Genomic DNA, 13990 nt, shown 5'->3' with positions numbered 1-13990 from the left:
CGATGGAAAACATCCGCTTTGCCGATGGCACGGTCTGGACCCTGGCCGACCTCAAGGCCAAGGTGCTGGCCCCCACCGACAGCAGTGAGACCCTGACCGGCTACGCTGGCAACGACGCCATCGCGGGGCTCCCTCAGCGCTGAGAACGGCGAGGACACGCTGGGGCGGCTAGCCGCGCCCGCGGCCCGCGCTGCGGCGCGAGCGGGCCAGGGCCACGATCTCGATCAGTCCCCATACCAGCGCGCCGCCGAGCGCACGCAAGCCGTGGGGGTTGGGAGGCCAGAGGAGGGAAGAATTCATCATGGTGATTGCGGCGGCCCGCGAGGGGCGCGTCGCCGGTCCACGCTACAGGGTGCGTGTGACAACGTGATGGCACGCATTGCCGCTATCCTGCGCGCATCCGATCCCCTCCCATCGACGCGTGAATGCCACGGCCCTGCCCGAATTGCTGGAGCTGGAACAGCTGGTCCGGCTGGCCGGGCCGCTGATGGAGACGCGCCTGCTGTGCGAGGTGGAGGCCGGCGCGCAGCGCTTCCCGGTGTGGGCCTTCCTGCTCGGCAGCACGCGCGCGGATGCGCCGGCGGTGGGCTTCTTCGGCGGCGTGCACGGCCTCGAGCGCATCGGCGCGCAGGTCGCGATCGCGTACCTGCGCAGCCTGGTCATGCGGTTGGCCTGGGACGAGACGCTGCACCGGCAGCTCGAAACCATGCGGCTGGTGTTCATGCCGCTGGTCAACCCCGGTGGCACCTGGCTCGGCACGCGCGCCAATCCCAACGGCGTGGACCTGATGCGCAACGCGCCGGTCGATTCGCCGGAACGGGTGCCCTACCTGATCGGCGGCCAGCGCATCAGCGCCAGCCTGCCCTGGTACCGCGGCGCGGCCGGCCAGCCGATGGAGCGCGAGAGTGCCGCGCTGTGCGCCCTGGTGCAGGCCGAGCTGCTGGGCCGGCCGCTCGGCGTGGCGGTGGACTGCCATTCGGGCTTCGGCCTGACGGACCGCATCTGGTTCCCCTATGCGCATACCGCGCGCCCGATCCGGCACCTCGCGGAGATGCACGCGCTGTGCGAGATCCTCGACCAGACGCTGCTGCACCACCGCTACCGGCTGGAACCCCAGAGCCGCCAGTACCTGGCGCATGGCGACCTCTGGGATCACGTGTACCTCGGCGCCGACCATGACGACGGCGACGTGTTCCTGCCGCTGACGCTGGAGATGGGATCGTGGCTGTGGGTGAAGAAGAATCCGCGCCAGCTCTTCTCGCGCCACGGCATCTTCAACCCGGTGATCGAGCACCGGCACCAGCGCGTGCTGCGCCAGCACATCGCCTGGCTGGACTTCGTGACCCGCGCGGTGGGCAGCCATGCGCGCTGGCTGCCCACCGGCGCGCAACGGGTGCAGCACGAGCAGCAGGCGCTGGTGCGCTGGTATGGGAAGAAGGGATGAGCCGCCGGGCCGCTCCCAAGGCGAATACCGCAGCGCGCAGGGCGGAGGTTGCGCAATGAACAGCTGGGTCCTGATGCGCGGACTCACGCGCGAGAGCGGCCACTGGGGCACCTTCATGGGCAAGCTGCAGGCGCGCTTTCCCGACGACCGGATCGTCGCGCTCGACCTGCCCGGCAACGGCCGGCTCCACGACGTGCCGAGCCCCGGCCGCATCGAGGACACGGTGCAGGCCTGCCGCGAGCATCTCGGCGCGCTCGGCATCGCGCCGCCCTTCCGGGTGCTGGCAATGTCGCTGGGCGCGATGGTGGCGGTGGACTGGGCCGCGCGGCATCCGCGCGAGCTCGCGGGCTGCGTGCTGATCAACACCAGCCTGCGGCCCTTCAGCCCCTGGTACCGGCGCCTGCGGCCGGCCAACTACGCCGCGCTGCTCGGCCTGCTGCTGGCGCGCGCGGACGGGCGCGAGCGCGAGGCGACGATCCTGCGGCTGACTACGCGCCACCCGGATGGCGGTACTGCCGTGCTCGAGGACTGGGCGGCGATGCGCGCGGCGCGGCCGGTTTCGGCCTCCAACGCCATGCGTCAGGTGCTGGCGGCCGCGCGCTACAGGGCGCCGCAGCAGGCGCCGCTGGTGCCGCTGCTGGTGCTGGCGAGCGCCCGCGACGGGCTGGTGCATCCCGGCTGCTCGCGGCGACTGGCGCGGCGGTGGGGCACCGCGATCGCGGAGCACCCCACGGCCGGGCACGACCTGCCGCTGGACGACGGAGCCTGGGTGGCCGAGCAGGTCGCGGGCTGGGCAGCGCGCGCCGGCTTCATGGCGGCATGAGCTCGTCGACCCATCCGTCCAGCTGTTCCTTGATCCGGCGCCAGTCCGGCATCTGCGCCTCCAGCAGGCGCTGAAAGCGGGGGCCATGGCCGCGCGCCTGCAGATGGCACAGCTCGTGGATGAGCACGTAGTCGATGCATTCGCGCGAGGCCTTCACCAGGGTCGGGTTCAGGGTGAGGCAGCCCGAGGGCGAACAACTGCCCCAGCGCCGTTTCGTGACGCGCAGCCGCAGCGGCGGCAGCGTGCGCACCCAGGGCAGGGTGGGCACGATGGCGGCGAGACGCGCAGCCATCACCACGGCGGCACGCGCGCGGTACCAGGCATCGAGGACCGCCTGCACCCGCGCCGCTTCGCCGTGTGCAACGGCCACCTCGATGCGGCCACCACTCAGGTGCACGCTGCCGTCCCTGCTTTCATCGACGACCACCTCGAGCACGTAGCGCCGACCGAGATAGAGCAGCGAGGCGCCGCTGACACGGGCGCCGGGCAGCGTGTGCACGAGACGCCTGCGAACGGCCGCGAGTTGAACGCTGATCCAGCGCGCACGCCGTTGCAGCCCCGCCTGCAGCACCGCTTCCGACACGCCGCGCGGCACGTCGACCACCACCCGGCCGTCAGGCTCGACGTGGATGGCAATGCGCTGCGCCTGGCGCTCCGGATTGACGCGCAGGCTGAACGCAATGCGTTCATCGCCGTAGCGAAGGGTTCGCAGAGCCGCAGCGCTCATGGGAGCATCGTCGCCTCCGGCTGCGGTACGCGCCCCCTTCGGAGCGGCCGGGCGGGGACTCATGCGCGCCGACTCAGACTGAACCGGGTCATCTGGAGCACACGCCCGATCACATCGCCCGCCCGCTCCATGCCCAGTGGCGCATAGAGCAGCTGCAGCAGGTTCTTTCGGATGGCCGCCTCGATGGCCTGCGGATTCAGCGAATGCTCGGCAACCGCGGCCTGCACCATCCGGTGGATGGCCAAGGCATGTGCGACGTGCTCGCGGCGCTGCGCCTGGTCGAGATTGGCCGCTTCCGCATCGCCCAGCGCCATCAGGATCGCGCCATAGCAGGCCCGGGCCTGCGGGTTGGACGCCAGCGTCCGCGGCATGTCGGGCGTCGCGCGCCGGTCGACCTCGCGTTCGAAGTCCCTGAACAGCGCGTACTGCGCGCGCGGGTGATCGAACATGGCCTCGGCCTGCGCGATCGCGTTCGTCAGCAACTCGGAAAACACCTTCTGCGCATAGGGATCGTCCGACAGGTCCTGCTCGATGGTCTTGCGCACGCGGGTCCTGATCAGGTCCGCTTCGCTGCGCGCCTTGTCCGGCGACCATGTCTCTGCAAGGTCAGGCGCGCCCAGCTTGTGCACCGCGTAGGGGCCGTCCTTCTCGCGGATCTGCCGGCCGACGACCTGCTCGTCGACGAGCCTGCGGATCTGATCGTCGCAGGCGCTCCGGTCGACTGTCTCCATTGCATCGCGCCACGCCATCTGCCGCACCAGGACCAGCGTCTTCAGGTCCGCCTTGTACTGTGCGATCAGCGTTTCCGGGAAGCGCCGGTCCTCGAAGAAGCCGCGCGAGGACAGCGCGGTCTGCAGGCACAGGCCGAAGGCCGTCAGCGCGGCTTGGAAGTCGTCGCGCAGCTTCTGCCGCTCGTCGTATTCCCCGCCCGACCCATCCGGGGCCATGCGGGGGCTCAAGGCCCGGCGCAGCTGCTCGGGGTCGCGGTGATCGACCGTGCCCTCGAAGAAAGACCACACTGCTTCGTGCCGCGCCGGCAGCTGCTCGTACTCGGTGCCGACCTGCGCGTAGAGGCCTTCGAGATCCCCGATGTCGAAGCCGCCCTGGGTCCGGCGCTCCAGATCCTGGTAGGCGCGAATCGCCGCGTCGAGCTCCTTCAGGATGCCGCGGTAGTCCACCAGCAGGCCGTGGCGCTTGGCATCGTTCAGGCGATTCACGCGGGCCACCGCCTGGATCAGGCTGTGGCCCTTCAGCGGCTTGTCGATGTAGAGCACCGCGTTGCGAGGCTCGTCGAATCCCGTGAGAAGGCGATCGACCACGACCAGCAGATCGGGGCCGCCGTCGGTCCCGAAGGCCTGCAGCACATTCTTCTCGTGGTGGATCGCATCGATGCCCTGGTCCAGCACGTTTCGCTTCCACCATGTCCGCACCTCTTGCATCCCGTCTTCATCGCCAGGCCCGGCGCTGCCCTCGCGCATCTCGGGCGGGGAGATCACGATCGCGCTGGTGACCAGACCCGTGGCGTCCAGCGCCTGCTTGTAGCGGATCGCATCCAGCCTGCTTGCCGTGGCCATCTGGCCCTTCAAGCCGGACGCCTGCTGCTTGAAATTCCGGTGGAAGTGGGTGGCGATGTCCCACGCGATCAGCCCGATGCGATCGGCCACGCCGTGGATCGCGCCGCTTCTCGCGTATTTCCTCTTCAGGTCGGCGCGCTGTGCTGGCAGGAGGCCGGCGGCGATCCCGTCGAACCAGCGGTCGACGGCCCCGGCATCGAGGGTGAGCTCGGGTATTCGCTCCTCGTAGAGCAGCGGCACGACGGCGTGCTCCTCGACCGCGCGCCGCATGGTGTAGGCATGGAGGATCGGACCGAATTTCTCCGCGGTCTTCTCATCCTTCAGCAGCGGCGTGCCGGTGAAGGCCACGCAGGCGGCCCGCGGCAGGGCCTTGCGCATGCGCGCATGCATTTCACCGCCATGGCTGCGATGCGCTTCGTCCACCAGCACCACGAGGTCGGGCGAATCGTTGCGGCACTCGGGCAGCCGCGAAGCGGTATTGAACTTCTGCACCAGTGCGAAGGTGATGCGCCCGGTGCCTTGGCCGATGCGCCGGGCGAGGTCGCGCCCCGTGGCGGCCTTGCTGCGTTCCCCTTCCTTTTGCGTGGCCAGCGCGGCGCCGAAGGCCCCGCCCGCCATGAAGTTCCGCGCGAGCTGCCGTTCCAGATCGCGGCGATCGGTGATCACCAGCAGCCTGCAATCCTTCAGGCCTTCGTGCAACAGCAGCGCCTTGGCCAGGAACACCATGGTGAAGCTCTTGCCCGAACCGGCGGTGTGCCAGATCACGCCGCCTTCGCGCGAGCCGTCGGGCCGTTGTCCGGCAAGGCGCTTCAGCAGCGCGCGCACGCCGAAGAACTGGTGGTGGCGCGCGATGATCTTCCCGACCCTGCTGTCGAACAGCACGAAGCCGTGCAGCAGCTCGAGCAGGCGCCGCGGCGTCATCAGGCCGGCCAGCAGGCGCTCCTCGTCGCCGGGTTGGGCATCGCCGAACTCTTCGTCCAGCGCCCAGCGCGCCCAGAGCCTGGCCGGCGTGGCGGTGGTGCCGTAGCGGCTTTCGATCCGGCCAAGGGACAGCAGCAACTGCGCGTAGGCGAAGAGATGCGGAATCTCGTCGTCACGCTGGTTGCGCAGATGCTCGTCGATGCCTTCGCACGCGTCGTCGCCGTGCCCGGCTTCGATGAGGACCAGCGGAATGCCGTTGACGAAGCCCACGATGCCCTGCGTGCGATGGTGCGTGCCATGGCTGGAGAGCACCTGCATCGCCTGCGTCACGTCGAAGCGGTTGGCGCCCGCGTCGCGCCAGTCGATCAAGGGGATGGTCGGCCGGTGCTTCCGCCCGTCGGGCATGAACTCGGTGACCGTGATGCCGGAGGCAAGCCGGGCATACAGGCGCTCATTGGCCGCGAGCAGCCCTTCGCCGAGACCGATCGTCGAGAGCTCGCGAAGGATCTGGTCGATCGCGCCGGGCGAGAGCGGATGGGGCTGGCCCTTGTAGTCGAAGCGGCGCATCTGCAGGACTTCGATGAGCCGCGGCTTGAGCAGCACGTCGCGCGTGGAGCCTCGCGCGGCGAGGCACTCGTCGGCGCCGATGTAGTTCCAGCCGAGATGGCAGAGCATGCGCAGCGCGGGGTGGCGGGCGCCGCCTGGCTCGTGGCTGAAAGAGATGGCAGTCACTGCGCCTCAGGCATGGCCCAGCTCCGTCAGGTGGCTGGCGATCTGCTCTTCGATTTCGGCCCATTCCTTCTGGAGCCTCGCACGTTCCCGCTGCACTTCCTGCAAGTCGACGTCGCGCCGCTGGCTGGCCGTGGCGACGTAGCGTGGAATGTTCAGGTTGAACTCGTTGGCAGCGATGTCCGCGGGCGTGGCAAGGCAGGCGTACCGGCTTACCGGCTCTCGGGCCTCATAGGCACGAAGCACGCGTTGCAGGTCGGCCTCGCGAAGGACGTTCCGGTTCTTGCCTGCCTCGAAGTCGCGGCTGGCGTCGATGAACAGCACCTTGTCGTCTGCCTTGTCCATGCGGAAGACCAGGACGGCCGCGGGGATGCCGGTGCCGTAGAAGAGCTTTTCCGGCAGGCCGATCACGGCGTCGAGCAGGTTCTCCTCGACAAGCTTCTGACGTATGCGCGCTTCCGCCGCGCCGCGAAACAGAACGCCGTGCGGCACGACGACAGCCATGCGCCCGCTGCCGGGCTTCATGGTCTCCACCATGTGCAGGATGAAGGCATAGTCGGCCTTGGTGCGCGGGGGCAGGCCGCGCCGGAAGCGGCCGAACCTGTCCGTCTCCGCGACGTCGTGGCCCCATCTCTCCAGGCTGAACGGCGGATGGGCGACGACGACATCGAACTGCCGCAGCGCTCCTTCGCCGGTCAGGAGCTTGGGATGGCGAAGGGTGTCGCCCCATTCGATGCGGTGGTTGTCCTCGCCATGCATGAACAGGTTCATCCTGGCCAGCGCCCAGGTGTTGCCGATCGGCTCCTGTCCGTAGAGCGCATAGCGCTTCGAGCCGGTGCGCTCGCGGATCCGCCCCGCGCATCGCAGCAGCAGCGAGCCGGAGCCGCAGGTGGGGTCGCAGATCTCGTCGCCCTCCTGCGGGTCCATCAGGCACGCCACGAGCCTGGAGACTTCGGGCGGCGTGTAGAACTCACCGGCCGTCTTGCCGCTGGAGGATGCGAAGTGGCTGATGAGGTGCTCGTAGGCGTTGCCGAGGAGGTCGGGCCCGCCGGTGCGGCTGGGACGCAGGTCGAGCTCGGGCCTGGCGAAGTCCTCGAGCAGGCGGCGCAGGATGTCGTTCTTCTGCTGCTCGTCGCCGAGCTTGCCGGAGTTGAAGCCGGTGTCATGGAACACATCGCGCAGCTTGGCGATGTTGGCGTCCTCGATGGCGTGCAGCGCACGGTCGATGCGCTCGCCGTTGCCGGGCTCGAAGCGGGCCGCATGCAACGCTTGGAAGCTCGCGCCGGGCGGCAGGACGAAGCGCTCGTTCCTGAGCAGTTCCTCGATGAGATCGGGGGCGGTGTCGCCGTACTGTGCCTTGTAGGCATCGTGTTGGTCCTGCCAGGCATCCGAGACGTACTTGAGGAAGAGCATCGGGAGCACGTAGTCCCTGCAGGCGCCCGGATCGACGACGCCGCGAAAGATGTCGCAGGCCGCCCACACGGCGGCGTTGATGCTGTCCTGGCTGATGGCTGTCTGCTTCATGCGTTGTGCTACTCCCTGGTGTCGTTCATGAGCTGGGCAATGGGCCGGCGAGCGCCTCGGCGATCGATTCGAACTGCAGCTCGCGATTGCGGATGAGCAGGCCGTGCAGCTCGCGCTCCCGTCGCGCGAGCCGGGCCAGCGCAACGATGCGTTCCTGATCGGCCAGCGGCGGAATGCCGACCGGGAGCGATTCAAGCACGGGCCGGCGCACGCTGAGCTGGCTGGAGCCCTCGGCCGCGCGCTGCAGGGCGCGCTGGAAGGGGCCCTGGTTGATCTGCCACGCAAGGAACTCGGGCAGCAGCTCGCGACCCGGCTTGACGCGCAGATGGAAGAGGTGCGGGCCACAGACGGCGGGCCCGGGCAGCATGTCCACGCAGGCCGCGTAGAAGCGGGTGCCGCGTGCGACGAAGAGCAGATCGCCGCTCGCCAGCCAGTCCGGCGGGCGCCGGCCGCCCAGCCGCGTGCGGAGTACCCCACGCCAGTCGACGCCCAGGACAGGATCGAGGTCCTTCATCTGCACTGCGCGAACCGGCCCGTCATGCACCTCCTCGATGGCGCCGCGGAAGGGATGGCCCGCGCGGAGATGGACCTCGTTGCCCAACAGGGCCCGAACTGCATGAATGCGCATGATGCAAATCATACTTGCGCTGTTGCAATTTTTCGTTACACTCGTCGCAGACAAAAATTCGCATCAAGTCATCTGATGCGGAAAAACAGGGGGTATCTCGATGAGCTACGAGGTCGATTTCTTCGCCGCGCGCACGGGCGGCGCTGCCATTGCGGTCCGCTGGGGCGCACCCGGCAACTACCGGCTGCTGGTGTACGACGGCGGCACCCGGGCATCGGGCCTGGAACTGGTGAAGCACATCCGGGAGCATTGCCAAAGCAAGCACGTGGACTACGTGGTGTGTTCGCAGCCGGACTACACGCACGCCGAAGGCCTGGAACTGGTCTTCGAACGACTCAGCATCGGCGCCTTGTGGATGCACCGGCCGTGGCGGCACAGCCGCCGTGTCATGCCGCCTGGCATCAGCATCGGCCGCCGGCTGGAGCAGCTCGCGCTGGACCGCCGGATCCCGATCCACGAGCCTTATGCCGGCGCAGCGGTCGGTCCGTTCACCGTGCTGTCGCCCAACCGCAGCTGGTACATGGAGCAGCTGTTGCCGGCATTCGGGCGGCCGCAGCCGCTACTTGCAGGACTGACGCTGGCCGACGCGGCACGGTGGGCACGACTGGTGAGCGCCGGGTTCGGCAGCCGCTGGGACTACGAACCGTTGCCGCACAACCCGAGGACCAACGCGGAGGACGAGTCGAGCGCGGTGCTGTACGGCGAATTCGAGAGCCGCGGCGTGCTGCTGACGGGTGATGCGGGCATCCGCGCGCTGAGCCACGCCTGCGCTTGCGCCGAGCAACTGGGCCTGGCCGTGCCCTCCAACCTGCGCATGATGCAGGTGCCTGGCCGCGGTGGGCCGCATCATCTTTCGAGCGTGGTGCTCAACCGGCTGGTGGGCGAGCGCTTGCCACGCGCGCAACGCCATGGCATTCACTTCAAGACCGCCTTCATGTCTGCGCCGCCCGGCGCACCGCCGCTCGGCTACCGGGTCGTGGCCGATGCGCTGCAGCGGCGCGGCGTCTTCAGTTACCTGACCCAGGGCACGCAGCTGTACCACGCACACGAGATGCCCGACCGCGGGTGGGGCCCGGCCATGCGGGTCGGCGTGAAGGACTGGTGAAAAAACGCCGCGCAGCAAAAACGCGCCCGAAGGCGCGTTTCAAGTGAAAGCACGAAGGCCTATCGAGCCACCACGCGCACCATCTCCAGGCACTTGTTGGAATAGCCCCACTCGTTGTCGTACCAGCTCACCAGCTTGATGAAGGTGCCGTCCAGGGCAATGCCGGCCTCGGCGTCGAAGATCGAGGTGCGCGGGTCGCCGCGGAAGTCGGTGGCCACCACCTTGTCCTCCGTGTAGCCCAGCACGCCCTTGAGCGCGCCCTCGCTCTGCGCCTTCATCTCGGCGCAGATCTCCTTGTAGGTGGCTTCCTTGACCAGCTCCACCGTCAGGTCGACCACCGACACGTCGGAGGTCGGCACGCGGAAGCTCATGCCGGTAAGCTTCTTGTTGAGCTCGGGGATGACCACGCCCACCGCCTTGGCCGCACCGGTGCTCGACGGGATGATGTTCTCCAGGATGCCGCGGCCGCCGCGCCAGTCCTTGTTGCTCGGGCCGTCCACGGTCTTCTGCGTGGCGGTGGCGGCATGCACGGTGGTCATCAGGCCGCGCTTGATGCCCCACTTGTCGTTGAGCACCTTGGCCAGGGGCGCCAGGCAGTTGGTGGTGCAGCTGGCGTTGCTGATGATGGCCTCGCCCTCGTACTTCTTGTCGTTCACGCCGTAGACGAACATGGGGGTGTCGTCCTTGCTGGGCGCGGACATGATGACCTTCCTGGCGCCGGCGTCCAGGTGCTTCTGGCAGGTTTCCTTGGTCAGGAACAGGCCCGTGGATTCGAGCACCACGTCGGCGCCCACCTCGTTCCACCTGAGGTTGGCGGGGTCGCGCTCCTGGGTCAGGCGGATCTTCTTGCCGTTGACGATCAGCGTGTTGCCCTCGACCTGGATCTCGCCTTCGAAGCGGCCGTGCACCGAGTCGTACTGGAGCATGTAGGCCAGGTACTCGGGCTCGAGCAGGTCGTTGATCGCGACGATCTCGATGTCGTTCTTGAAGTTCTGCACCGCCGCGCGCAGCACGTTGCGACCGATGCGACCGAAGCCGTTGATGCCGAGTTTGATAGCCATGTGATTTGCTCCTGGATGGTTGAAACGAGGGGATCCCGATGGTCAGCGCTTCAGCGCGCGAGCGCCGCTTCGACCGTGGCGGCGACGTTCTCCGCCGTGAAGCCGAAATGCTTGAAGAGTACGCCGGCCGGCGCCGATTCGCCGTAAGTGTCGATACCGACCACGGCGGCGACGCCGTACTTCCACCAGCCGTCGGTGGCGCCCATCTCCACCGCGATGCGCGGCGTGCCTTGGGGCAGCACGCTCTTCTTGTAGGCCACGTCCTGGCGGTCGAAGGTCGTGGTGGAGGGCATGGAGACCACGCGCACGGCGATCTTCTTCGCAGCCAGCAGCTCCTGGGCCTTGAGCGCGAGCTGCACCTCGGAGCCAGTGGCGATGATGACGGCTTGCAGCTTCTTCTTGAGCGTGGGCTCGGCCAGCACGTAGGCGCCCTTGCTGATGTCGCTGAGGTCCTTCTTGGGTGCGTAGGGCAGGTTCTGGCGCGACAGCAGCAGCGCGGTCGGGCGTGTGGCGTTCTGGAGCGCGACGGCCCAGGCCACCGCGGTCTCGGCCGTGTCGGCCGGGCGCCAGACGTCGAGGTTGGGCACCAGGCGAAGCGAGGCGGCATGCTCGATCGACTGATGCGTGGGCCCGTCTTCGCCGAGGCCGATGGAGTCGTGCGTGAAGACGTGGATCACCCGCTGCTTCATCAGCGCGGCCATGCGGATCGCATTGCGGCTGTAGTCGCTGAAGGTCAGGAAGGTACCGCCGTAGGGAATGAAGCCGCCGTGGAGCGCCACGCCGTTCATGATGGCGGCCATGCCGAATTCGCGCACGCCGTAGTTGATATGGCGGCCCGGCAGGCCGTCCGGCAGCCGCTCGTCGCCTTCGGTGCGCAGCACGGCGCCGCTGGCGTCGAAGCGCAGCGCGGGCGTGCTCTTGGTGTTGGTGAGGTTGGAGCCAGTGAGGTCCGCGCTGCCACCCAGCAGCTCGGGCAGGGCTGCGGTGAAGGCCTCCAGCGCCAGCTGCGAGGCCTTGCGCGAGGCCACCGTCTCGGCCTTGGTGTGGGCGTTGACGACGGCGTCGAAGGCGGTCTGGTGGAAGTTCTTCGGCAGCTCGCCCTTCATGCGGCGGGTGAACTCGGCCGCGAGATCCGGGTACTGCTTCGCGTAGGCGGCGAACTTGTCGTTCCAGGCGGCTTCGAACTTCGCGCCGGCAGCCTTGGCGTCCCATTCGTCGTACACGGCCTGGGGCAGCTCGAAGGGCTCGTGCGCCCACTGCAGCGCGGTGCGGGTGAGGCCGATCTCGTCGGCGCCCAACGGCTCGCCGTGGGCCTTGGCCGTATTGGCGCGGTTCGGGCTGCCCTTGCCGATCTGGGTCTTGCAGATGACGAGGGTGGGGCGCTCGCCCTGCCTGCGGGCCTGGTCGATGGCCTCGGATACTTCCTTCACGTCATGGCCGTCGATGGGGCCGATGACGTTCCAGCCGTAGGCCTTGAAGCGCTCGGCCGTGTTGTCGATGAACCAGGGCTTGACCGGGCCGTCGATGGAAATGCCGTTGTCGTCGTACAGCGCGATCAGCTTGCCCAGCTTCCAGGCGCCGGCCAGCGCGGCGGCCTCGTGGCTGATGCCTTCCATCAGGCAGCCGTCGCCCAGGAAGACGTAGGTGTGGTGGTCGACGATGCTGTGCTCGGGGCGGTTGAACTCGGAGGCCAGCAGCTTCTCGGCCAGCGCGAAGCCGACCGCGTTGGTGATGCCCTGACCGAGCGGGCCGGTGGTGGTCTCGACGCCGGGGGTGATGCCGGTCTCGGGGTGGCCGGCAGTTTTGCTATGCAGCTGGCGGAAGCGCTTGAGCTCCTCGACCGGCAGTGCGTAGCCGGTGAGGTGGAGCACCGCGTAGATCAGCATCGAGGCATGGCCGTTGGACAGCACGAAGCGATCGCGGTCGAACCAGCCCGGATTGACCGGGTTGTGCCGCAGGTGCTCGCCCCACAGCGCCACCGCCATGTCGGCCATGCCCATCGGTGCGCCGGGATGCCCCGAGTTCGCAAGTTGAACGGCATCCATTGCCAGCGCGCGGATCGCGTTGGCCATCAAGGCTTGGTTGGCCATGTGGTCGGGGCTTTCTTGGGGGGGAGCTGTTAGGGAGAACCCGGCATTTTAACGGGCGGGGCCCGGCCGCTCTCGCGAGGTGCCGCAGTGGGCTGATAGAGTGCCGGCCTTATGCATGGCCTGCACCTGACCGCCGATCTCCACGATTGCCGTTGCGAGCTGCCCTGGCTGGTCGATGCTCAGGCCCTCGGGACCGCCTGCGTGCAAGTAGCCGAAGCCGCCGGGCTGCAGGTGGTGGGCACACTGTTCCATGCTTTCCCGGCGACACCGCAGGGGCCGGGAGGCATCACGGCGACGGTGTTGCTGGCCGAGTCGCATCTGTGCGTCCACACCTGGCCGGAGCAGCGCGGCGTGACGCTGGACGTCTATGTCTGCAACTTCGGTGCCGACCATTCGGCCAAGGCGAGGGCGGTGATGGAGGCCCTGGAAGGGCTGTTCGAGCCCGGCAGCGCGCAAAGGCACGCGCTGCAGCGCGGCGCCATTCACGCAGAGGCGGCATGAAGGCCAAGGCGATGATCCTCGCCGCGGGCCGTGGCGAGCGCATGCGGCCGCTGACCGACACGACACCCAAGCCGCTGCTGGTGGTGCAGGGCAGGCCGCTGATGCAGTGGCCGATGCAGGCGCTGGTGGCCGGCGGCGTCAGGCAACTGGTGATCAATACCGCCTGGCTGGGCGACCAGATCGCCTCGCATTTCGGGCATCGGCACCGCGCGGCCACCGTGGCCTATTCCCACGAGGGCCTCGACTTCGGCGGAGCATTGGAGACGGCGGGCGGCATCGTGCGTGCGCTGCCGCTGCTGGGCGATGTCTTCTGGGTGGTGGCGGGCGACGTGTTCGCGCCGACCTTCCGATTCACGCCGTCGGCGGTGGAGCGCTTCGCCGCCGGCGAGCAGCTCGCCCACCTGTGGCTGGTGCCGAATCCGCCGCACAACCCCGGCGGCGATTTCGGGATCTCGCCGGAAGGCCTCGCGTTGAGCGATGCACCGGTGAAGTACACCTTCTCGACCATCGGCCTGTATCGTGCGGCGCTGTTTGCATCGCCGTACTGCGAGATCCCCCCCGGCAACCCGGGCGGAATCAAGGCCCCTCTCGCTCCCCTGCTGCGCGCGGCCATGGCCGATGGCCGGGTCGGCGCCGAGCTCTACGAGGGCGCCTGGACCGACGTCGGGACACCCGGGCGTCTCGCCGAGCTGAACGCAAAAAAACGGCCCGCATAAAGCGGGCCGTCTTCAGGCCAGGTCAGGACAGTTCGATCAGGGCACGTTCGCCGTGCGGAGGTTGAAGGGCCGCCCCTCCACCGCATAGCTGCCGCCGAACTCCATGTTCATGCCGCTGGTGCCCTGCACCGGGCAGCCGCCCGGGGG

The 13990-nt window shown here is 68.4% G+C and carries 13 protein-coding genes; 6 read left to right on the top strand and 7 right to left on the bottom strand.

Annotated features, from left to right (window positions below; all coding sequences use genetic code 11):
* The first annotated feature begins 2 nt into the window (after positions 1 to 2).
* Positions 3 to 143, top strand: a complete 141-nt coding sequence (locus tag A8M77_RS37580; protein ID WP_143694879.1) for a calcium-binding protein — start codon at positions 3 to 5, stop codon at positions 141 to 143.
* Between the two features lie 25 nt (positions 144 to 168).
* Here A8M77_RS37580 and A8M77_RS37355 read toward each other — a convergent pair whose 3' ends face one another.
* On the bottom strand, positions 169 to 300 hold the full coding sequence (locus tag A8M77_RS37355) for a hypothetical protein (RefSeq protein ID WP_272947473.1): 132 nt from the start codon (positions 298 to 300) through the stop codon (positions 169 to 171).
* A gap of 121 nt (positions 301 to 421) precedes the next feature.
* Between A8M77_RS37355 and A8M77_RS34325 the strand changes: the two genes are divergently transcribed.
* Both A8M77_RS34325 and A8M77_RS34320 read left to right on the top strand, forming a co-directional pair.
* Positions 422 to 1444: a M14 family zinc carboxypeptidase gene (locus A8M77_RS34325; RefSeq protein ID WP_238137077.1), complete on the top strand. Its 1023-nt coding sequence runs from the start codon at positions 422 to 424 to the stop codon at positions 1442 to 1444.
* Positions 1445 to 1499: 55 nt separating this feature from the next.
* On the top strand, positions 1500 to 2267 hold the full coding sequence (locus A8M77_RS34320) for an alpha/beta fold hydrolase (RefSeq protein ID WP_086925947.1): 768 nt from the start codon (positions 1500 to 1502) through the stop codon (positions 2265 to 2267).
* On the opposite strand, the gene A8M77_RS34315 is transcribed toward A8M77_RS34320, so the two are convergent.
* The 4 genes from A8M77_RS34315 to A8M77_RS34300 are packed head-to-tail and all read right to left on the bottom strand — an operon-like array spanning position 2254 to position 8370.
* A complete protein-coding gene (locus tag A8M77_RS34315) occupies positions 2254 to 2994 on the bottom strand; it encodes a M48 family metallopeptidase (protein ID WP_086925946.1) in 741 nt (246 codons plus the stop codon). The two genes, A8M77_RS34320 and A8M77_RS34315, sit on opposite strands and share 14 nt — an antisense overlap.
* A 59-nt stretch (positions 2995 to 3053) precedes the next feature.
* Positions 3054 to 6221 (bottom strand): type I restriction endonuclease subunit R, encoded by a 3168-nt coding sequence (locus A8M77_RS34310; protein ID WP_238137076.1) that lies wholly within the window; start codon positions 6219 to 6221, stop codon positions 3054 to 3056.
* Between the two features lie 6 nt (positions 6222 to 6227).
* Complete coding sequence (locus tag A8M77_RS34305) at positions 6228 to 7742, bottom strand: type I restriction-modification system subunit M (protein WP_086925945.1); 1515 nt, start codon at positions 7740 to 7742, stop codon at positions 6228 to 6230.
* A 25-nt stretch (positions 7743 to 7767) separates the two neighbouring features.
* Positions 7768 to 8370 carry a restriction endonuclease subunit S gene (locus A8M77_RS34300; protein ID WP_086925949.1) on the bottom strand — a complete coding sequence of 201 codons (603 nt, stop codon included), beginning with the start codon at positions 8368 to 8370 and terminating at the stop codon, positions 7768 to 7770.
* 100 nt (positions 8371 to 8470) lie between these two features.
* On the opposite strand from A8M77_RS34300, the gene A8M77_RS34295 reads away from it, so the two are divergent.
* Entirely contained in the window at positions 8471 to 9475 is a 1005-nt protein-coding gene (locus tag A8M77_RS34295; protein WP_086925944.1) for a hypothetical protein, read from the top strand.
* A gap of 59 nt (positions 9476 to 9534) precedes the next feature.
* Here the strand turns inward: A8M77_RS34295 and gap are convergent, their stop codons facing one another.
* Both gap and tkt read right to left on the bottom strand, forming a co-directional pair.
* Complete coding sequence (gap, locus tag A8M77_RS34290) at positions 9535 to 10536, bottom strand: type I glyceraldehyde-3-phosphate dehydrogenase (RefSeq protein ID WP_086925943.1); 1002 nt, start codon at positions 10534 to 10536, stop codon at positions 9535 to 9537.
* Between the two features lie 50 nt (positions 10537 to 10586).
* Complete coding sequence (gene tkt / locus A8M77_RS34285; RefSeq protein ID WP_086925942.1) at positions 10587 to 12626, bottom strand: transketolase; 2040 nt, start codon at positions 12624 to 12626, stop codon at positions 10587 to 10589.
* A 111-nt stretch (positions 12627 to 12737) separates the two neighbouring features.
* Between tkt and A8M77_RS34280 the strand changes: the two genes are divergently transcribed.
* Together A8M77_RS34280 and A8M77_RS34275 are read left to right on the top strand one after the other, a co-directional pair.
* Positions 12738 to 13127: an S-adenosylmethionine decarboxylase family protein gene (locus A8M77_RS34280; protein ID WP_086925941.1), complete on the top strand. Its 390-nt coding sequence runs from the start codon at positions 12738 to 12740 to the stop codon at positions 13125 to 13127.
* An 11-nt stretch (positions 13128 to 13138) separates the two neighbouring features.
* Positions 13139 to 13843 carry a nucleotidyltransferase family protein gene (locus A8M77_RS34275; protein WP_086925948.1) on the top strand — a complete coding sequence of 235 codons (705 nt, stop codon included), beginning with the start codon at positions 13139 to 13141 and terminating at the stop codon, positions 13841 to 13843.
* Positions 13844 to 13990 lie beyond the last annotated feature (147 nt).

The sequence above is a fragment of the Variovorax sp. JS1663 genome, assembly GCF_002157355.1.
In the GTDB taxonomy this organism is placed as follows: Bacteria; Pseudomonadota; Gammaproteobacteria; order Burkholderiales; family Burkholderiaceae_C; genus Variovorax.
This window is presented reverse-complemented; position numbering and strand designations above follow the sequence as displayed.